Here is a 20,621-nt window from a genome sequence, read left to right as displayed (position 1 = left end):
TGAACCGTCTGTTCTGAAAGCTTACGCTTGCTGCAAGGGCAAGCGTATGAGCAGGCTCAACCACTTCCTGCGCCAAGTAAGCTCGGCGCAGGAAGTGGTCGTAGATACTTAGCACATTGCCGCCTTATGCAGACCTAACCTGTGCATTTTCTACAGGAGGTTGAGCATATGTCGGCGAGCAATGACGACACCCCGATTAAAGGATCTTTGGAAAGCAGCCTGGAGGACTATCAGGACGGCTTTATCAGCGGCGCTTTTCCTGCATGGCTTCGTAGCGCCAGTGTTGCGCAACTGACGGCGCTTAAAGAGGCAATGGTCTTGAGCCTGTACTTCAACCAGCGCATGCGCAGTGCGCTGGCCGGGTTGCAGAATATTGAAGGTTTTACCCTTCCACTGTTGCAACAGGCTATGAGTACCCGCTTCGGACCAGGGTATGACGCCAAACGCCTGCAATTTAGAGTGGGGCGCAAGGAGCCGGTGGTCACCTCCCAGCCCATCGGTTATCCGGTAACGGCTGCGGTGTATACCAATGTCCCAGTGTTGGAAGCGGCGCTGCGCAACTTCACCGAGGCAGAAACCCAGCCCGGTGGCTACCTGGCTGGTAACCGCTTGCTCGATAAGCAAGACCCCAAGGCGGTACTGCCCACAGCCGATAAATTCGCTCAGTTGTGCCGAAATCTGGACTTGGGCAAGCGCTATCAAAGCCACCTGGGCTCGGTGCTCGAACCTGCCGATGCCGCCGACGAACAGCCAGGTGAGGGGCGCCGCCGAGTAGCCTCGCTGATTGCCCGCGCGCAGCGCTACACAATGTTGGTTGATGCCCACATCGCGTGGATCAAGGGGCAGTTGAGGGACGATGAACACCAATTGCTTGTTGAACTGTGTGCCCTGCGAAGTCCGATCAGCCTCAACGACGATCACGTCATACCCAAGCAGTTGAGCCTGCTGGAATGCCGATTGGAGGAGATAGTCGTCCTCGATGTGCGCGATGACAGCCTCAGTCCGTGGTACAGCTCCAGCAATCGGGTACTGGTGTACATACCTGGCGATCCTCAATCACCTTGGCTTGCCTACCGTTCGTTGCGGTATTTCGCGAACGATTTGGGCAAGCGACTGCGCACGCACACCTATCAACACTTTTTCAGTCGTTTCGTGCGGCGCCGAGACAGCCAACGCTTCTTCAACAGCGTGATCAGCGGCTACTCGCAGGTGTCCGACCTGGCCAACATCGATCTGCAAGAACGCATGCACGCCTTTGACGGCTATGTGTTCGAAAGCCTGGCCCAGGCCTGGATCAGGCGAATCAAGGACGACGCGGCAATGATCGCAATGCCGACAGCAGCGGTTGATCGCGAAGTCCAGCGTGCGCACGACGAGCGCCTGGCAGCCGAAGGCTGGACCCTGCTCAACCTGGCAGGGTTGTTCGTGCCGGTGCTCGGTGCGATGTTACTTGCCGTGGCGGTCTGGGATTTGTTGCGAGGATGCTTCTATGGGATTCAGGCCTGGCGAGAGGGCGATACTCACGAAGCCCTGGATCACTTGCTCAATGTCGGCATCGATCTGGCGACGTTGGCGGCAACAGCTGCAGGCGTGCATGCTGCGCGCGGTGCCTGGCAGCGCTCGGTGGTGGTCGATAGTCTGGTCCCTGCACACTTGGAAAACGGCAGCCAGCGCCTATGGAACCAAGACATCACCCCCTACCGTAGTGAGGCACCGCCCGTTGCGCTGGTCCAGCGCCAGGACGGGCTGTTTCGTGTGAACAGTCGGAACTGGGTCGAGATGGAGGGTAGCTACTACGCAGTCAGTCAACGTCAGCGCGCAAGGACCTGGTGTTTGAATTCACGCCAGGGGCATGCGCCAGTACTGGTAAGCAACGGTGCCGGCGCATGGCGCTTGGGGAGCGAACAACCTACCCAGTGGGACGCTCGTTATCATATGTTTCGTCGGCTTGGCAGTTTCTACCGGAACTTCGCCGATCAACAGATCGAAGAAATCCTCACTACTACCGCTATGACGGACGAGCAACTACGCGCCCTGCATGTATATGCCCACGTCCCTGATGCCTGTTTCGTCGATACCTGCGAACGCTTTGCCATCGATCAGCGCATCCGCAGCGCACTTACTCAGGTGAACCAAGGGCAAACGGTCGATGATCCAACGGTGCGCGCCGCGATCAGCGTACTGCCCGAGGCCGCGCAATTGTCAGGGCCGGCGCTGGGCCGGGTGGTCGTGGCGCAGCGGCGATTGTTGTTTCAGCAACTCTACGACGCCAGCCTGAGTCGTGAGCCGCAGGGGGCTATGCTGTTGCGCCGGGCTTTCCCCAGTTTGCACTCCCCGGCGGCAGTCGCTGTACTCGAAGCTGCAAGCGTCAGCCAAAGGGCTCGTTTGCTTGAGAGCGGGCGTGTGCCGCTGGCGATGGCCGAAGCCGCACGCACTGCAGTGCGGCAAATCCGCGTAACACGCGTGTATGAATCGCTGTATCTGTACACACCGCAATCGCTGGATCTTGCCCGGGTATGCCTGACATTGTGCGACAGCCTGCCGGGGGCGCCCGCAACGATGGGGTGGCGCTTGTTCGACGGTCACCTGCAAGGGCCTGCATTGTTGTCGACGGGGCCTGTGGAGGCAGGCCGACGCCTCGACCTGGTGCACGATGCCGGGGACTTTCAACTATTCGATGCACAAGGCCAGCTACTGGCCGGACCGGGTGATTTTTTCAGTGTAATGGCTGCAGGCTTTGAGGATGCCCACCGCGACGGCATGCGTTTAAGTGAACCCTTCGATCACAACCTGCGCGTACTCCTGGCAGCGCAGGCCAAAATGCAGCGCCAGGAAGTCGAGCAACTGATTGGGCAGCCAGCGCGTATCGGCTGGTTTCGTCCACCCCAGCGATTGGCCGGCGGTCGCCTGGGGTATCCTTTGTCCGGTCGCCGCCTTGGCCAGCCACGTCGGCCTGCTGCTTTGTATAACCAGCTACGTTTGCTATATCCGGCGTTTCATGACGCGCAAATCGAAAGTTGGCTTGAGGCAGTTAGGCGGTCGGGACAAGATCCACAGCGTGAAGTGCTGCGTTTGCAGCGAGAGTTTTCAAGGCTGCAGGATGAGCTGCATCGCTGGAGTGAAAGCCTTCCCATGCAGTCGTCGCAGCGGGTGCCGCGGGGTAGCTTGAGCCGCGCTTTAATCAGTTGCTGGCAGCACACGCTGGGCACTGAAATCCACTCGGCGACCGGTGAGCTGGAAGGCTACCGCCTGCTGATCTGGGGATTGAACGTGGATACCCTGCCGACGCTACCTGAGTCGGTCAGCTTCGAGCATGTCCGCCAGCTTGCCTTTCGGGACATGGGTCTAGAGGAAATTCCTCAAGGTTTTCTTCGGGCATTTCCCAGGTTGACTCATCTTGAGGTACCCAACAATCGTTTAACCCGGTTGCCGCAAGACTTGGCGCAACTTCGCTTGCTGCGCGAACTGGACTGCGCCAATAACAATATCGCGCTCGATCAAGCGCAGGCACAGATGCTTGAAACCTGTGAAAGCCTGGAAGTCATAAACCTGTCCTCCAACCCGTTGGGCCGTGTGTTTTCACTCGCCAGGATGCTGCGACTGCAACGCGTACACCTGCAGCGCACCCACATCACCGAGTTCCCGCCAGATCTGCTCACTCGTCAGGAATTGAGCATCGTGGACCTGCGCAACAATCAAATTACCCAGGTGCCTGAGCAGTATTACCGCCTGCCTCAGTGGCTCAGTAGCACTATTTTGCTGGAGTGGAATCCATTGCAGGAAGATGCCGCACACCGATTGCGCGCGTTCATGCAATCCAACGGCTGGCATGTGGCGGCGGGCTGGTTGGAGGGTACCCGGTCCAATCTGGCTACTGTCCGTGAGCGCTGGCTGCAGGTGATCGGTATTGACGAGCGCACGGCGCGCGCCGACACATGGGACCAGATGCATGCTTGCAGCGGTTCCACAGCGCTTTTCGAATTACTCGAACGCTTGCTTGAAACCGCCGATTTTGTGCATCACCGAGTGAGCCTGGCCGAGCGTGTCTTTACCCTCCTTGAGGCCATGCGTCAGTACAGTGGGTTACGTGAAGCACTGTTCGAGTTGATGGCAAACCTGGAATTGACCTGTCAGGACAGTGCAGCGCTGCACCTGAGCGCGCTGGAACTGCGCATGCTGGTATGGCGCGCGTGCAGCGAGGTCGGGCCAGGTCAAGAGCAGGCTGCCCTGATTGGTCTGGGACGGCAACTGTGGCGTCTGGAACAGGTGGATCAACTCGCTTTGCAGGATATCCAGGCACGGCAGGCGGCAGGTCATAATCCCGATGAAATCGAGGTAGGGCTTGCCTACCGTCTGGAACTGCGCAACTTGCTAGATTTGCCAGCACAGCCAGGCGACATGAACTTTCGTGTGGTCGCGGGGCTGGATATCAAGCGGGTGCGATTGGGCGGGGAGCAAATACTTGCGCGAGAAAGTGCAGAGCAACTGGCGGGGTCCCTGGTAACGCGGGACTTCTGGGTAGAACACCTGAGGCGGGCGTATGCCTCGCGCTTCGAAACGGTCAATACACCTGCCCAGGTGCGGTCGACCGAACTGATGGACGCTGCGGCGAGCGGCGGCATGCCTGATGGGCAGTACAAGGCGGCGCAGGACAAGCTCAAGGCCGAGTGGGATCTGGCTGTAGCTGCGCTTATCAAGACCTTGACCCGGGACGCCTTGGGATTGCCGGGCGAGCCCCCAGAAACGGTCACTCAAGCACCGACCCCCGGCCCCTCAAGTCGTACATGATCGGGGCTATGTAGCCTATGGGGAAACCCCGCCAGGCACTTCTGGCGGGGCAGGACTCAAAATGGGTTGTTCAAGTCGATTCCCGATTTGCCGGGTGCCAGGATGTTGTTCGGATCAAGCGCACGCTTGATCGCATGTTCGACCTTGCGCTTGACCGGGCCATAGCTTTGCGCAACGCGTTCCTGGAACGCGGTATTGACCCTGTACACGGCGTAACCCTGTTGCTCGAACACATCCAGAAGCTCGGCAAAGCACGCGTTGGCGCGCTGGGTTTCCTCGGTATTGGTGCGGTCGTACAACACGTCGATGACGTGGTGCATGTCACGCCAACCAACGATGAATTCGCCGACATAATCCAGGCCATATTTGTTGAGGATCTTCTTCGCCAGCGCCTGCTGTTTGTCACACTCGCTGCCCCGTGCCTGGCTGACTGGCGCGAACCACATCGAACCACCACCGCCACGCCAGTTGTACAGACCGAACTCCTGAAGATTAGGTACTCCGGACATCAACTGTGCACGGTATTTGAACGGCTGGGTTTCACCTGCTTCCTCTTCAGTGACAATACGCCCCTTGCCCAATTGCTTAAGCGCGCCATTGACAATTTTCCAGTTCACCTCGACCTGCTCCTGGGTGCCATAGAGCGCGGCATAGACGTTCCAGGCACCGAGGTTCTTGTCCTTCTGGATCTGCTTGAGGATGGCGTCGGAGGTCGCACCAGGCTCGCTGGTGTAGTCACTGCGGCGAGTGTTGCAGGTGGATGCTTCCCACAGCACACCGGCGATCACCACCGAGTTCGGGATGATCTGGGCTATGCGCAGCGGGCGGATGAATTCAACGATTTCGGCAATGTCCGACTCATTCTCGAACTTGATTTCAAACGGTTTGAACACTGGTGGCTTGGGCATCAGCCAGAAGCCCATCTTGGTGCAGATACCATAGTTGGCCTGGGTAAACATTCCGTCGAGGGTAGGGCCGTAGCCCCACTTGAAGACTTGCCAGGCATTGTCACCTTTTACGCCCCCCATGCCGGTGCGATAGACATCGCCACTGGCCAGAACCACTTCCATCCCGCATTGCATCAGAAAGTGTTCGCCGTAAGGCGTGTAGCCCACACCACGGTCCATGGTATTGCCCAATGGTCCGGCAATCGCCGAAGGCGCGGAAAACGACAGCATCAGCGGCAGCTTGTGTTCCTGGATGTAGTCGTAGAGTTGTTGGTAGGTTACCCCGGGCTCGACCAGTGCCGTGCACAGGTCGGGATCGACGTGGAGGATTTTGTTCATCTTCTTCAGGTCCAGGATCACCTGCCCGCGCTGGCCGGGTGCGGCGGAGCCATAACCGAAGTTGCGACCGGTGGAAATGGTCCAGATCGGGATCTTGAACTGGTTGCAAATCTTCACCACCCCCTGCACCTGTTCCACTGTCGTGGCGGTGAGCGCCGCTGCAGGCGCGTGCTCGGCGTTGTCCACGGCCATCATGATCTTGTTATAGGGGATCAGTTGCTCGTCCTTGAGCAACACGTTTTCATCACCCAGCAGGGCGCGGAACTGGGTGACGGCTTGCTGGAAATGGTCGCTATCGACGCCACGAGGCAGCAGGGATTTGGCAGTTGCTTGAGTCATGTTGGAATCCTTCAGACGTGGATCGAGAACGACACATAAGTGCCGGTCAGTGCACCGGGATGCTTGGCGCTCAACGGTGCCTGGCCGGTGTCGGTGCTGCCCAGGGTTGCCAGGGCGTAACCGAGGGTGGCCGCCCATTGATCATTGCCGCTGCCTTGGCCGGCGCTGGTCGCCAGTTGCAGGGTGGGGGCAGGGCTGTGCAGGCGCTGTTCATGCAGGTCGAAGCCGAGGCCGCAACGATTGAGTTGTTGCCCCAGTTGCAAGGCGCAGCCGTGTGCAGCCTCGGTGCTGAGGAGGCGGTGGCGCGAGTGGCTGGCATTGGCGCTGTGCTGGCCAAGCCACTGCACACGTGCCCCGGCACTGCGTGCCAGGTCGATGATCAGCGTGGCGCTGGCATCATCGAGCAGCCCAATCAGCCGTTGGGGCTGGCCACTGGAGAGGCGCTGTTGCACATCCAGCAGTGCTTTCAGATCTGCGCTCAGGATTTGAATGTGCGGCGTGGAGGGGCTGGCTTGCAGGCCCTGGACGAAAGCTGAGCCTGCCACTGCAGGGCAGACAAGTGCCAGGCTGGCGGCCTGTGCAGGGCCGGCGCGACCCAGCAGATTGTTGGCCAGGCTCAGGCTTGAGCTACCCATGGCCACGCCGGCCAGGCCTCCTAGCGCCATGCCCTTGAGTAGTGAGCGACGTTCGACGTTCATCATCACAGTGTCCTCAGGGTTTGGCCGGCGTGACTGGCGCCTGGGAAATGTAGTCCGCCACCTGTTGCAGGGCATGGTCGTCAATGAACGAGGCGGGGAAGGCGGGCATGGCGCGAAAGCCGTTGCGCACCACAGCCGTGATATAGGCTGCTGGTAATTGGCGACCCTTGATCTGCGGGCCGACCTGACCTTCATGGCAATGGCCACAGGTTTTGGCGTAGACATTTTCGCCGCCTTTCCATACGCCGTCGCCATCGGCGACGGCCGCAGTGGCCAGGAGGATCACAGGCAAGGCAAGGCAGGTGGTGACGCTTCGTCGCACAGCCTGACGGTTGGGCAAGAGTGACATGGCAGACTCCTTATTTTTATGGGGCAGAACGCACAATCAGAACGGGTAATGGCGTGGCTGGTGTTGCACGGTGATCCAGTGGTCGGTGGTGAACTCCTCGATTGCCCAGTCGCCGTTGAAACGACCTAGCCCCGAGTTTTTCTCGCCGCCGAAGGGCGCGTTGGGTTCGTCGTTGACCGGAATGTCGTTGATGTGGGTCATGCCCACCTGCAGGCGTTGAGCGAACTGCACGCCGCGCTCCAGGCTGGCGCTGAACACCGCGCTGGACAGGCCGTACTCGCTGCGATTGGCCAATTCCAGCGCATGCTCGGCATCGCGCGCAGCCTGGATACCTACCAACGGGCCAAAGATCTCTTCATGGGCGATGTCCATGTCGGCACTGACGTTGGCAAACACGTGAGGTGGCAGCACGTTGCCCTGGGCCTGACCTCCGACCAGCAATTGCGCGCCTTCTGCCAGGGCCGTGCTGATCTTTTGCTCAAGGCCGGCCAACTGCCGGGCGTTGATGACCGGGCCGATCACCGTCGTCGGCAAGTTTGGGTCGCCGTAGGGCAAGGCTTTGACTCGCTCGACAAAACGTTGGGTAAAGGATTCGAGCAGCGGTTGTTCGACGATGATGCGGTTGACCGCCATGCAGATCTGACCCTGGTGCAGAAACTTGCCGACCACGGCGGCATTGACTGCCTGTTCCAGGTCGGCATCGGCCAGGACCACGAAGGGGCTGTTGCCGCCCAACTCCAAGGCCAGGTGCTTGAGGTGCTCGCCGCCGCTGGCAATGCGGCCGATGTTGCGGCCCACTTGGGTCGAGCCGGTAAAGGAAATGAAGGCAGGCACCGGGTGCTCTACAAAGGCATCACCGATGTCGGCACCAGCGCCCACCACCACACTCAGCGCACCGGCTGGAAGGCCGGCTTCCTCGAAGATGCGTGCCAACAGCAGGCCACCGCTGACAGGGGTATCACTGGCCGGTTTGACCACCACGGTATTGCCCAAGGCCAGGGCTGGGGCGAGAGAGCGGGCTGTCAGGTGCAGGGGAAAGTTCCACGGGCTGATCACACCGATTACGCCCAAGGGCTTGCGGTACACACGGCTTTCCTTGCCGGGAATATTGGAGCTGACAATGCGGCCGTGTACGCGGCTGGGCAGGCTGGCCGCTTCTTGGGTAATGGCGCGGGCAGCGCCCCACTCGATCTGGGCCTTGATCCGGGTGCTGCCGGATTCGCGGATTATCCAGTCGATGATTTCTTCACGGCGCTCATCGAAAATGCGCACGGCTTCAAGCATCACCTTGCTGCGTGAGGCCGGCGATTGTCCGGCCCAGTCCGACTGAACCTGGCGAGCGCAGCAGTAGGCGGCATCGAGGTCTGCGCGGGTGGCCATGGGAATCTGCAGCAGTGATTGCTGAGTGAAGGGGTCGGACACTGTCAGCGAGCGCTCAGCGCTGCCAGCACGCCATTCTCCGGCCAACGGCTGTAGGTGAAGATTCTGGTAGGCAGGGCGGGTAAGGGTCATCGGTTTCTCTCTTGTTGTGTCGAAATGATTTCGATGAACAGCCCATAACAACTATCGTGCCATGTTGTTTTTTAGAGAGAAAACATAGATAAAACAGAGGGTTGCTTATTATTTGGGTGTTTTCGGCAGAGTTGGAAAGAGGGGACAGTGCGAAAATTTATGCAGAGAAGTCGGCGACTGCAGAAAGCTCGACACACTCGGTCTGACGCAAAATTTGGGCGGTTATCGGACATTTTCGCCCTCTAGCACCGGCCTTGGCCGAGCGGCCAATTGACCCGGCCGAAGCGGGGGGCATACTGCAAGACTCACCTTAATGCCTTTGGTATTGCCTATGACTCCTACAACACCTGGCAAGCCTGGCCGCACCGTCGATGAAGATTTTTTCCGACAGGTACTGGGCCGCCATAAACGCCTGATCGTCGACCGCACCAACCAGTTCGGCAGCAGTGGTCTGCCATCAGCCGAGCAATTGGCGCAGTCTGTGGCCTTCGCCCCTCAGGACGGCAGTATCTGGTTGTGCGGCCAGCGCATGATGCTGCTGCAAGGCTCGGCCTTTGGTGCTATTCGCCGCGAGCTGATCGACGCCCTGGGCCTGGACAAGGCCCGTGGCTTGTTAACGCGCATTGGCTGGCAGGCTGGCGCCCGCGACGCTGCGCAAGTCAGCGAACAATGGCCTGAAGGTGATCACGCCAGCCTCTACAGTGCCGGTCCTCGTTTGCACATGCTCGAAGGCATGGTCAATGTCGAAGTCGTGCGTTTTGAGATCGATTCCAGTGTCGGGCATTTCTACTCCGAGTTTCTCTGGCACAACTCCCTGGAGGTGGACGAGCACATTGCCGCCTATGGTCTTGGCGGGGAACCGGCGTGCTGGATGGAAATCGGCTATGCCAGCGGCTACGCCTCCTCGCTGCTGGGGCGCCTGGTAGTGTTTCGCGAACTGCAATGCCGTGCCATGGGCCATCCGGCTTGTCGTATTGTGGGTAAGCCTGCCGAACAGTGGGAAGACATCGATGTTGATCTGGCCTATCTGGATCCGGGGGATTTTCTCAGTCGCAGCGCTTATACCTCGGGGGGCGACACGCGCCTGGCTGAGCTGGAGGTGCCCAGCGATGGCAAGCAACTGGTAGGCATCTCAGCCAGCTTTGTTGCTGCCAGCCAGTTGCTTCAGCGCGTGGCGCCTACCCAGGCAACCGTCTTGTTGACCGGTGAATCCGGGGTGGGCAAGGAGCTGTTCGCCCACACCTTGCACCAGGCCAGCCGCCGTCACCACACGCCATTGGTGGCGTTGAACTGCGCAACGCTGCCGGAGAACCTGATTGAAGCCGAACTGTTTGGCGTCGAGCGTGGCGCTTTCACCGGTGCCGAGCGTTCCCGTCCAGGGCGATTCGAGCGGGCCAACGGTGGCACCTTGTTTCTCGATGAAATCGGCACCTTGAGCTTGCATGCCCAAAGCAAGATATTGCGTGCCTTGCAGGAAGGTGAGATCGAACGTGTGGGCGGCACCGCATCGATCCAGGTTGATGTACGCGTGATTGCCGCAACCAACCTCGATCTGCGTCAGGAGGTAAAGGCGGGGCGTTTTCGTGAGGACCTGTTCTACCGTTTGAACGTCTTTCCCATTCATTTACCCCCGCTTCGCGAGCGGCGCGAAGATATTCCGTTGTTGATGAGCTATTTCCTGCGCCGCTTCAGCCAGCGCCATGGTCGCCAATTGGCAGGCTTCAGTATGCGTCTGGTCAACGCACTGCTGACCTATCGCTTTCCCGGCAACATTCGCGAGCTGCAGAACCTGGTGGAGCGCGGCGTGATCGCTGCCAGCGATGGTGAAGCGATCGATGTAGTGCACCTGGCAGAAGCTGGCGCGCCGTTGATTGATTCGGCAATTGGCTTGACCGCCGAGGGACGCCTGGCTTTGCGAGAAGCAGCGCCTCGGCCCGCTGCCAGCGAGGAGCAAGAACGCCCCGGCGAAGCTGCAGCCGATGCCCCGGAACTGGCGCGTCTGCAGGCGTTCTTTGCCGGTCAGGAGCGGGTGCTGGGCACCTCGCTGGAAGAAATCGAGCGACTGTTGGTGAGTCTGGCGCTGGAGCGCTCCGGCGGTAACGTTACGGCGGCAGCGCAAATGCTCGGCATGAGCCGTGCCCAGGTCAGCTACCGACTCAAAGGCAGCTGACCCGGGCACGCGGGCGTTACAGCGGCGTGGTGAACTTCAACCAGTACGTCTGGCCTTCGGCACGGTTGCGCACACCGGATTCGTCCTGCCATTTGGCGCTGAACATCCAGCCTTGCTTGCTGCTGTACTGCACGGCAGGGCCGATGGAGAAGGAGCGACCACGGTTGCCGTCGCTGGCCTCGACCAGGGCGGCGGCGGAGCAGTCTCCGGCGCTGCACTTGTCGTCGCTGACTTGCTGATAGGCGTGCCCGCCGACGCCCAGCACCCAGCCGTTGCCAAGGCCCCAGCCCAAGGTGTAGTCGGCATGCAGTTCACGGCCCGACTGATAGTGCGTCGCCTTGTTTTCAACGTTGTAGTCGTACATCAGGCGCACATCGGCGTTCAGGCCGGCGGGGTCCAGGTAGGTCATCGCCAGCACACCTTGCACGGTGTAGTAATTGTTGCCGAGATTGATCAAGTCATCCTCGTCGTACTCGCTGGCAGTGGGCAGGACGAAATCGACACCGGTGGCGATGTGCAGCTTCTCGCTTGGATGAAAACCGATCACCGGGCCCAAGTGGGCATCGCCGATGCCGCGCTTGTGATCATGCGGTCCACCCTTGATGTTCAGACGCATGTCATTGAGGGGCAGCAGCGCGTGAAAACCCAGGTCGCCGCCGAGTACTTTCTGTTCCGTGACCCAGACAAAGCGCGGCACCAATGTGGTAACACGCAAGTCGATGTCAGCAGCCTTGGCACCGCTGTTGTCGCGCAAGCTGTCAGCCAGGTAATTACCTACGAACAATTGGCCGTAAGTACCAGGGGGCGGCAGGATACCCATGCCGTAAATTTCGATACCCATGGGCCAGGAAGAAATGCCGCCTTCGGTAGCCTGAGCGTGCCAGGTGGAGGTAGCCAGCAACAGGCTGGTGGCAAGGTGCAGTGGGGCGTGTTTGAGCATGAGAGGGTTAACCTTATTGTTATGGGCAGCGCCATGCAGTAGCGCCTGGTCCGACCCTCTCAAGTTTCATGCCATCTATTATTTCTTCATTTATCAGTAGCTTGCGATTTTATCGCGTCGTTTCTCCAGAACTGTTGTCGGGAATTATTAAGAAAATTCAGCGGCGTGTGAAAAACTCACGACGCCGTCAGTGTTTGATACCCAACGCCTGATGTGCGTGCGGTTATTCGGATTTGCCCAGATAGAAGCGCACGGCAAGGCGTTGCACCCAGCGTCCGTAGGGTGGGTAAAACAGCTGGACAGGAAACCAGCGCTGGCGCTTGAGCACGGCTTTGCCATGCGACAAGGTGCGAAAGCCTTCCTGGCCGTGGTAGGAACCCATGCCGGAATTACCCACCCCACCGAATGGCAGGTCGTGCTGGAACGCGTGCCAGGCCCAATCGCCCAGGGTTACCCCACCACTGTGGGTTTCCTTGAGCAGGCGCTCGGTTTGTCGTGCATCCAGGCCAAACGGATAGAGCGCCAGCGGGCGTGGACGGGCCTGGATGTAAGCGATCGCCTGGCTGAGATCGGTGTACTCGATGATCGGCAGCAAGGGGCCGAAAATTTCTTCCCGGGCCACGCGCATGTCTTCGTTCACCCCGGTAATCACCTGCAGCGGCAAACGTCGTGACGATGCCGAGGCGCTTCGACAAGCCAGGACCACCGCACCTTTGTCCCGGGCATCGGCCAGGAGCGCCTGCATTCGTTGAGCCTGCCGGTCATTAATAAGGCTGGTGTAGTCGGCGCTGTGGGCCGGGTCTGGGTACAGCCGCTCGAACGCCCGCTTGAGCGCCTGGGCAAACGCCTCGGCCTTGCCTTGCGGTACCAGCACATAGTCTGGGGCAATGCACACCTGGCCGGCGTTGAAACCCTTGCCGTGGGCAATGCGCAACGCTGCCTCTTCAAGATCGGCAGCCTCGCCAACCAGCGCCGGAGACTTGCCACCCAGCTCCAGCGTCACCGGCACCAGATGCTCGGCAGCGGCGCGCATTACCTGACGGCCAACTTGCGGCGCGCCGGTAAACACCAAGTGATCGAATGGCAGTGCAGTAAAAGCCTGAGCGCTGGCGAGCTCACCGGTGAACACCGCTACCTCGTCTTCGTCGAACACCTCGCCAAGCATGTCCTTGAGCACCTGGTAGCTGTGCGGTGCGTACTCGGACACTTTGATCATCGCCCGGTTGCCGGCAGCCAGCGCTGCAATCAGTGGCCCCAATGTCAGGTACAGGGGGAAGTTCCAGGTGCCGACGATGCCGACTACGCCTTTGGGTTGGTACTGCACCCAGGCGCGGTTGCCGAGGAACAACAGCTCGGTCTTGCGTGGCTCGGCTTTCATCCAGCGGCGCAGATGAGCGATTGCATGGCGTGCCTGCAACACCGGCCCGAGGACTTCGATTTGTAGGGTCTCGAATGCTGCGCGGCCGCCGAAGTCCGCATCAAGGGCCTTGATGATTGGCTGCTGGTAGCGACGCAACACGGCGATCAGACGTTTGAGGTTGTTGATTCGAACATTCAACGGCGCAAAAGGTTGCTGGTTGAATGCCTGGCGCTGACGCTGCAGCAAGCGTTGCATGCGTTCGACTTCCTGGATGTCGATTGCCCGGACAAGATCATTCATGGTTCAGCCCTTCTGGTGGCATTGCAGCAACATGGCTGCGGCTTTCTCGCCGATCATGATGCTCGGCGCGTTGGTGTTGCCGCCGATCAGCGTTGGCATGATCGAGGCATCGGCGACGCGTAGGCCGGCGATACCGTGAACGCGGAGTTGGTCATCCACCACTGCCAAGGGGTCGTTACCCATTTTGCAGGTGCCGACCGGGTGGTACTGGGTGTCGGCGCGGTTGCGAATATCCTGCTCCACCGCCTGGCGGTTCTGCGCGCCCAGGGGGTAGAGCGGCTTGCCGCGAAACGGCGCCAATGGCGCGTCCTCAAGGAGGGTGCGAAGGAAGTCGGCACCGCGTATCAGTACTTCCATATCCTCTGGCTGGCTGAAAAAGCACGGATCAATCAACGGTGCGGCGCTCGGGTCCTTGCTGGCCAACTTCACCGTGCCGCGGCTCTCGGGCCGTAGCAGCGTCAGGTGACAGCTGAATCCGTGGCCTGGGCGCATCTTGCGCGCGTGATCATCGACAATCGCCGGCACGAAGATCAATTGCAGGTCGGGCATTGGCAGGTCGGGGTGACTTTTGAAAAATGCCCCCGATTCGGCGAAGGGCGACGTCACCAGGCCCTTGCGCTCACGCTTCCACTGCACCATGGCCTTGAGCATCTTCCAACTGAAGGTCGGCGAGAATCCGAAGGTGTCGGTTTTATTGCGGCTGCGGTAGGTGATGACATAGTCGATATGGTCCTGCAGGTTTTCCCCCACCCCCGCAAGTTCATGAACCACACTGATGCCATGCTTGAGCAATTCCTGCCGAGGACCGATACCCGAAAGCAAAAGCACTTGCGGCGAGCCGAAACTGCCGGCGCTGAGGATCACCTCCTGACGCGCCTTGAGCACCACACGCTGGCCACCCTGTAGCAGTTGCACGCCGGTGGCCCGGGCTGACTCAATCAAGACCCGCTCGACAGTGGCACCCGTCAACACCGTGAGGTTGGGGCGCTCTACGTTGGGCGTAAGGAAAGCCTTGGCTGCACTGCAACGTTCGCCATTGCGCTGAGTGACCTGGTACATGAACGCGCCTTCCTGCTCGGCACCGTTGTAGTCTTTGACAGGATCGATGCCGTTGCGCTGGGCGGCCTGGAGAAACGCTGCATTCAAGGCGCTGGGACAACTCACCTCACCCACACTCAAAGGCCCGTGTTGACCGTGATAGTCATCGTTGAGGCTGTGGTTGTGCTCCGACTTGATGAAGTAGGGCAGCACCTCTGCATATGACCAGCCTTGGTTACCAAGCGCAGCCCAGTGATCGTAGTCCTGGCGATGCCCGCGCACATAGAGCATGGCGTTGATCGAACTGGAACCACCGAGCGTCTTGCCGCGTGGTTGATAGCCCCGACGCCCGTTAAGTCCGGGCTGTGGTACGGTCTGGAACGCCCAGTTGTTGATCTTTGTCGGCAGCATGGCAACCATGCCGACCGGTGCATGGATCAGCACACTGCGATCGGCACCACCGGCTTCGACCAGGCAGACGCTGATGTTCGGGTCTTCGCTGAGGCGGCTGGCGATCACACAGCCTGCCGAGCCGCCGCCGACGACGATGTAGTCGAAACTGTTGTTGTGTTCAGTAGTCACGTTCAGTGCTCCGTGAAGTGCGCGTGCAAAAGAAGAGTCAGAAGCGGTAGCCGACGGTGAAGGAATAGACATCTGGGTCAGCCTCGACATCGATCTTGCGTTTGACCTGGCCTAGCCCTGGGGTTTGGGTCTTGATGGTGGCGGTGGTGTCGAGCCAGTAGCGGGCGTAGGAAAATCCGGCGCTCCAGTGACCGGTCAAGGGGATCTCGACACCCACCTTGGCGACCGCGCCCCAGGAATCGTCCATCTTCGAGGTGCTGGAAGTACCGCCAAAGGCGGTGTTGTAGGCGGCAGTCATTTTTTCTTCGCTGAACCAGGTGTAATTGACACCCAGGGCGACATACGGCTCGACACCCAGCACATTGAAGTTGTAGGCCAGCAGCACTGCGGGGAACCAGGCCCGGGCACTACCGACCTTACCGAGCGGAGCTGCGGAGCCGGCACCATCAAAATCAATCACTGGCGGTGCGCCGGTCTGTATCACCAAGGACCAAGGTCCGCCGAGCCTGCGCTCATAAATCAGCGCTAGCGTGCCGCTGTCTCGCACGGTGGCCTGGACATCGGCCGGGGTGGTGCCGGGCATCCCGGTCATATCGCCGGAGTGGGTGTTGAACTGGATGTCGGCGTAGCCGATGCGCACACTATTCAGGGGGGCGTCGCTGGCCAGTGACGGTAATGAAATCAGCAGCGTGCCCGCGGCTAGCGTGGGAGCAAGCATTCGTCTCATGGGAGCCTCAGATCTTATTTTTTTGGTGCTTCTGATCTAATGCTGCAACGCTTGGTGATGGCACGGGAGGTTGTATTCCGCCAGCGTGGGGGTTAATTTCTGCCAACCCTGAATGGAGATCCGCTGATGACCCAACTGATCGTGGGCGCATATGGCACCTCTCAAGATGTGCCACAGAACAATATGTTCGGCCTCCCGGCGTTGCTGGCCGAGCTGCGCAGCCAGGACGTGGGCGTCGAGGGATTGCTGGAGGGCACCGCGCTTTCGCTGGCACAGATGCAGGACGCCAACACGCGCATCTCTCATCGGCAAAAAGTGACAATTTTCGCCAACATGCAGCGGCTGATGCGCCACCCTGACAGCGGTTTGCGCGCCGGTGAGCGCCAACGTATCAGTGACTTCGGTATCTTCGGCTACGCCTTGCTGAGCAGCGAACACTTCGGTCAGGCCGTGGATTTCGGCATCAGGCACATCCGCTTGCTGGGGCCGGTGTTCGAAAAAACCTTTCGAGTGGAGGGAAATGAGGGCATTTTCGTTGGCCAGGGGTTCTTTGCCCTGGGCGAACTGATGCCATTGGCTACGGAGTTCTGGTTCGCCTCCATCCAGTCGTTGATCCAATGTGTGCTGGAAAGGCCTTTTCCGTCCGTGCGAATGGCGTTCCCGTACCCTGCACCGGCCTATTGGCAGCGCTATGAAGAAGTCTTTCGTTGCCCGGTTGAATTCAACAGCCCGGTCATGGAGTGGCGCTTTGATGCTTCGGTGCTGCAACAGCCTTGCCCGAATGCCAACCCGATTACCTCGGCGATGTCGATGGGGTTCTGTCAACAACTCGTTGCCAGCCTGCCCGACGAATCCGACCTGATTGAATCCGTGCGCCTGGCCTGCCTGAGTCGCACCGGACGCTTCCCTGGCATCGACGTAGTTGCACAAACTCTTGGCCTATCGACCCGCACACTGCATCGGCGCCTGGCAGAACACCAACGCACCTACCAGAGCGTACTCGATGAAGTACGCTGCGCCTTGGCCATCGAGTTTTTACAGCAGAGCGATATGCCGATGGACGACCTGGCGGTTCAAGTGGGGTTTTCCGAAGCGGCCAACTTTCGCAAAGCGTTCAGGAAATGGACAGGGCGAGCGCCAGGTGACTACCGCAGGTCGCTGCGCAGTGGTTCTTGACGGTGTGGTGATGACCAGAGAGATAAGGACAAATCAGACTGATGTTCCTCAATCAGTGCCTAGCGGGACGTTTACTTTTGCTCTGATGAAAGGTACGCCAGGCAAGAGGTAGGGTCTGATGAAATTCGCGACGCGCTCTTTGTCTTTCTTTTGGCAATGAATGTTGAAGTTCCAGCACGTCTTGACGGTATCGCCTTTGCGAAAGAACTTGTATTTCACATCGACAACTTCTCTGTTAGTGGCAATGGCGAGCTGGACAATATCCTTCCACTCGAACTCGTGGTGATGGTATTGGGTATGCAGCTCTCTATAGCTTTTTGAGTGTGCTATTGAAAGATAGGTCAAGCCTAGTCCGCCTGGGCCTACCAGGGCGCCGATCAAGAAAGAAGGATCAATGGTCGCCATGAAAATAAAGATAACAGCTGTAATGCCAGCCAACCATTTTAGGCAGGGCAGCGCCCACTGCGGAAAGTCTTTCCATTTACAATATTCCACACCTGATTTGCTGAAGCGATAGGCGAAATTCATTCTTTGATGGGTCATGCTGGATATTGTCAAGGTGATAAATATATAAAAACCTGCACTGATCGCCAGTTGAGTCAAGTGCTCAACTCCTGGTGCAGGGTGTAAATACACCGTATAGGCGCCGCCAATGGTTGCTACAGCCATGAATGCAAACATGAAATTTGCTACGAATGTATTGTAGTTACGCGCTCGGATCGTCCAGCCAAGTAGTTCTGGCTCATGCGAAAATTTCCACAAAAGTTGTGGTGGGAGGTCAGGTGCTCTATAAATATTAAATAGCATGGTCGTCACGACGTTTTCTGGTTAGATGCGGTTTAATTTTAAAGTTTGTATTATTTTTCAATGGTACAATGTCTTGCCTTCCTCTGAATTCGCTCCTAAAGTTGTCATTGCGTTACTCGCCTCTTGTTCTAGGCATTTCAAGTGCTAATCACTGGTGTCCGCGACCGTCCGCGCGACTCAGTAAATTGGTCAGAAATAAGCTGCCATTTCGGTGGTTGGATGATTTGTCGATCTTTTGACCTGAGCGTCTCTAACGGTCGAATTTGATGAGTTAATCAGTGCCCAGCGGAACGTTCACTTTTGCTCTGATGAAAGGTACGCCAGGCAAAAGGTAGGGTCTAATGAAATTCGCAACGCGCTCTTTATCTTTCTTTTGGCAATGAATGTTGAAGTTCCAGCACGTCTTGACGGTATCACCTTTGCGGAAGAATTTGTATTTCACATCGACCACTTCTCTGTTAGTGGCAATGGCGAGTTGGACAATATCCTTCCACTCGAATTCGTGGTGATGGTATTGGGTGTGCAGCTCTCTATAGCTTTTTGAGTGTGCTATTGAAAGATAGGTCAAGCCTAGACCGCCTGGGCCTACCAGGGCGCCGATCAAGAAAGAAGGGTCAATGGTTGCCATGAAAATGAAGATGACAGCGGTGATACCAGCCATCCATTTTAGGCAGGGCAGTGCCCATTTCGGAAAATCTTTCCATTTACAATACTCCACGCCAGACTTACTGATGCGATAGGCGAAATTCATTCGTTGGTGGGTCATGGAGGAAATGGTCAAGATTATAAGTATATAGAAGCCTATGCTGATGGATATTCGAGCAAAGAATCCCTCTCCTGGGGAGGGATTTAAGTATACGGAATATGCGACACCTAATGTTATTAGGTTCATGAATGCAAACATGCAATTTGCTATGAATGTGTTGTAGTTCCGTGCTTGAATTGTCCAGGTTAATAGTTCGGGCTCATGCAAAAATTTCCACTTGAGTTGGCTTGGTAGATCGGGTGGTTTGTTGAGGCTGATTAGCATAATGATGCTCTTGAATTTAGTGGGGTATTGCTAGCTTTAATAGTTGGGTGCTTTTATTCATCAGCACTACGCCATCTTCTTCCTTCAGTTCTCCGCTAAAGGCATTATTGGAACGGTCCGCTTCTTCTGCAAACCCTGCAAGAGACAAGCGAAATAGGTAGCCGCGACCGTCAGCGCGCCGCAGTACATCGGCTGGATATAAAACTTCCATTTCAAAAGTAGGCTCGGCAGTTGATGTTTCGATCCAGGCTTGCCAAAGTCTATGCTCATCGGTATCGGTATAGATGTAATCTTTGTTGTTTGTGGCTCCACGAGGGTCGTCAGGTAGATGACCAAGTAATCTGGGGTTTACCCAATTACCGTTAAGAAATTGGACGTAATAATTATCCGGTGTGAGTTGCAATCCGGCCTTGCAAAAGTAGGTTTTGTCGACCATTGCAGGTTGTAAGGTCAGCTCCTTTCCCGCCAATGTCGCAGGTACTAGAACCTGTATCCAAAAGCCCTTCCACCTTCTCATGGTGTGGCCACCGCCGTAATACAATCCCCTGCCCACGACAGTGGGGCGTTGCAGCGTCTCCAGCAGCGCGCGCATTTGTTGGGGGTGGCCGTCGTTGCCCATCCATTCAGGTTTTATACCGCGTCCCCAACTGCACCGGTGGAGCCATAGACGTAGACCCTCGCGCTTGTAGTTGTTGGCGGCCATAGTGATCAATAAGTAGGCAATGCCAAGAATTGCTAGAGCAACTGTCACGGGTGTGGACATGACCCAAGCAAAGTTGAACCAGTAGCCTAGGCCAACGCCAACCAACTGCCCTGTGGAAATGACTGCCATCCCTTTGACGATACGTTCCTTCCCAGTGAGGAGCGCATGCTCTTCTTCACTGGTTGCACGGGCGGCCTCATTTGCGATTTGCCAAGCTTCTAGCCCGGCTGCAACAGCCCCCAGCGTTGCCCATGTCACCGTGCGCAGAATCAGACCTTTCGAAACCGCCGCAAACTCTTGTGCTACTGCTGCCTGGCTACTACCGCTGGCAACGGTTTGCGCCTCTCGCAGCCATTGGGAATAGCCAGCTTGAGCGACCTTCAACGTTTCCGTACCAAGTTCGGTAATCATCGCTCCCGCCCGATTCCACGCCGGCCCCACCCACAGCGCTGCTATCGCATTCCCCGCATACGCCGCATTGGCACTCAGTACTCGCCATTCCTCCGCCGTGAACTGTCCGTCATTGCTGGCTTGTTTGGCGGTGTTCCACAGGTTCCATGCGTTCAAGCCGACCAGCACCGCGGGGAGGGCGGTGCCCAGGCTTTGTCCCATCCAGGTTTTGGTGCGGGCCAGATACTGGCCTCGATCGTTGGTTTGCATGTTTGCCATGACTTCGGCCTGGCCCAGGTCGGTGAGCCAGTGGTTGATTTGCGTCACGCCGATCTTCAGGCGGGTGGCACCACTGGCGCTGGCGATGATTTGGTTGGGGCGCATCAGGACCTGCGTTTTCATTCGCCCATCCAGCGCCTGCAGGGC

At 58.1% G+C, this 20,621-nt stretch carries 13 protein-coding genes and 1 pseudogene; 3 read left to right on the top strand and 11 right to left on the bottom strand.

Annotation, left to right across the window (positions count from 1 at the left end):
* The first annotated feature begins 168 nt into the window (after positions 1-168).
* Positions 169-4,788 (top strand): NEL-type E3 ubiquitin ligase domain-containing protein, encoded by a 4,620-nt coding sequence (locus tag V0R60_RS20700; RefSeq protein WP_330080605.1) that lies wholly within the window; start codon positions 169-171, stop codon positions 4,786-4,788.
* Positions 4,789-4,844: 56 nt separating this feature from the next.
* Here V0R60_RS20700 and V0R60_RS20695 read toward each other — a convergent pair whose 3' ends face one another.
* The 4 genes from V0R60_RS20695 to V0R60_RS20680 are packed head-to-tail and all read right to left on the bottom strand — an operon-like array spanning position 4,845 to position 8,972.
* A complete protein-coding gene (locus tag V0R60_RS20695) occupies positions 4,845-6,413 on the bottom strand; it encodes an FAD-binding oxidoreductase (RefSeq protein WP_330080604.1) in 1,569 nt (522 codons plus the stop codon).
* Between the two features lie 11 nt (positions 6,414-6,424).
* Positions 6,425-7,114, bottom strand: coding sequence for a hypothetical protein (locus V0R60_RS20690; RefSeq protein ID WP_330080603.1), 690 nt, complete (start codon positions 7,112-7,114; stop codon positions 6,425-6,427).
* Between the two features lie 10 nt (positions 7,115-7,124).
* Positions 7,125-7,460 carry a c-type cytochrome gene (locus V0R60_RS20685; RefSeq protein ID WP_136476916.1) on the bottom strand — a complete coding sequence of 112 codons (336 nt, stop codon included), beginning with the start codon at positions 7,458-7,460 and terminating at the stop codon, positions 7,125-7,127.
* 36 nt (positions 7,461-7,496) lie between these two features.
* Complete coding sequence (locus tag V0R60_RS20680; protein WP_136476915.1) at positions 7,497-8,972, bottom strand: aldehyde dehydrogenase family protein; 1,476 nt, start codon at positions 8,970-8,972, stop codon at positions 7,497-7,499.
* Positions 8,973-9,303: 331 nt separating this feature from the next.
* Here V0R60_RS20680 and V0R60_RS20675 point away from each other — a divergent pair, with 331 nt between their 5' ends.
* Positions 9,304-11,142, top strand: coding sequence for a sigma 54-interacting transcriptional regulator (locus tag V0R60_RS20675; protein ID WP_330080602.1), 1,839 nt, complete (start codon positions 9,304-9,306; stop codon positions 11,140-11,142).
* Positions 11,143-11,158: 16 nt separating this feature from the next.
* Here V0R60_RS20675 and V0R60_RS20670 read toward each other — a convergent pair whose 3' ends face one another.
* From V0R60_RS20670 to V0R60_RS20655, 4 genes are all read right to left on the bottom strand, one after another.
* Positions 11,159-12,082: a SphA family protein gene (locus V0R60_RS20670; RefSeq protein WP_330080601.1), complete on the bottom strand. Its 924-nt coding sequence runs from the start codon at positions 12,080-12,082 to the stop codon at positions 11,159-11,161.
* Positions 12,083-12,305: 223 nt separating this feature from the next.
* Positions 12,306-13,742 (bottom strand): coniferyl aldehyde dehydrogenase, encoded by a 1,437-nt coding sequence (locus V0R60_RS20665; protein WP_330080600.1) that lies wholly within the window; start codon positions 13,740-13,742, stop codon positions 12,306-12,308.
* A gap of 3 nt (positions 13,743-13,745) precedes the next feature.
* Positions 13,746-15,362 (bottom strand): GMC family oxidoreductase, encoded by a 1,617-nt coding sequence (locus tag V0R60_RS20660; protein ID WP_330080599.1) that lies wholly within the window; start codon positions 15,360-15,362, stop codon positions 13,746-13,748.
* A gap of 37 nt (positions 15,363-15,399) precedes the next feature.
* The gene (locus V0R60_RS20655) at positions 15,400-16,089 is read right to left on the bottom strand and encodes an OmpW/AlkL family protein (protein ID WP_330080598.1); all 690 of its coding nucleotides are present in this window, start codon (positions 16,087-16,089) and stop codon (positions 15,400-15,402) included.
* Between the two features lie 126 nt (positions 16,090-16,215).
* Between V0R60_RS20655 and V0R60_RS20650 the strand changes: the two genes are divergently transcribed.
* Entirely contained in the window at positions 16,216-17,265 is a 1,050-nt protein-coding gene (locus tag V0R60_RS20650) for an AraC family transcriptional regulator (RefSeq protein WP_330080597.1), read from the top strand.
* A gap of 48 nt (positions 17,266-17,313) precedes the next feature.
* Here V0R60_RS20650 and V0R60_RS20645 read toward each other — a convergent pair whose 3' ends face one another.
* The 3 genes and pseudogenes from V0R60_RS20645 to V0R60_RS20635 form a co-directional block, all read right to left on the bottom strand.
* Positions 17,314-18,072, bottom strand: coding sequence for a hypothetical protein (locus tag V0R60_RS20645; RefSeq protein WP_136478967.1), 759 nt, complete (start codon positions 18,070-18,072; stop codon positions 17,314-17,316).
* 271 nt (positions 18,073-18,343) lie between these two features.
* Positions 18,344-19,102, bottom strand: coding sequence for a hypothetical protein (locus V0R60_RS20640; protein ID WP_330080596.1), 759 nt, complete (start codon positions 19,100-19,102; stop codon positions 18,344-18,346).
* A gap of 16 nt (positions 19,103-19,118) precedes the next feature.
* A pseudogene (locus tag V0R60_RS20635) lies at positions 19,119-20,621 on the bottom strand (T6SS effector BTH_I2691 family protein); the annotation flags it as partial.

The sequence above is a fragment of the Pseudomonas auratipiscis genome, from assembly GCF_036324085.1.
GTDB lineage: Bacteria > Pseudomonadota > Gammaproteobacteria > Pseudomonadales > Pseudomonadaceae > Aquipseudomonas > Aquipseudomonas auratipiscis.
The sequence above is the reverse complement of the archived record's forward strand: the minus strand, read 5'-3'. Positions and strand labels throughout refer to the sequence as shown.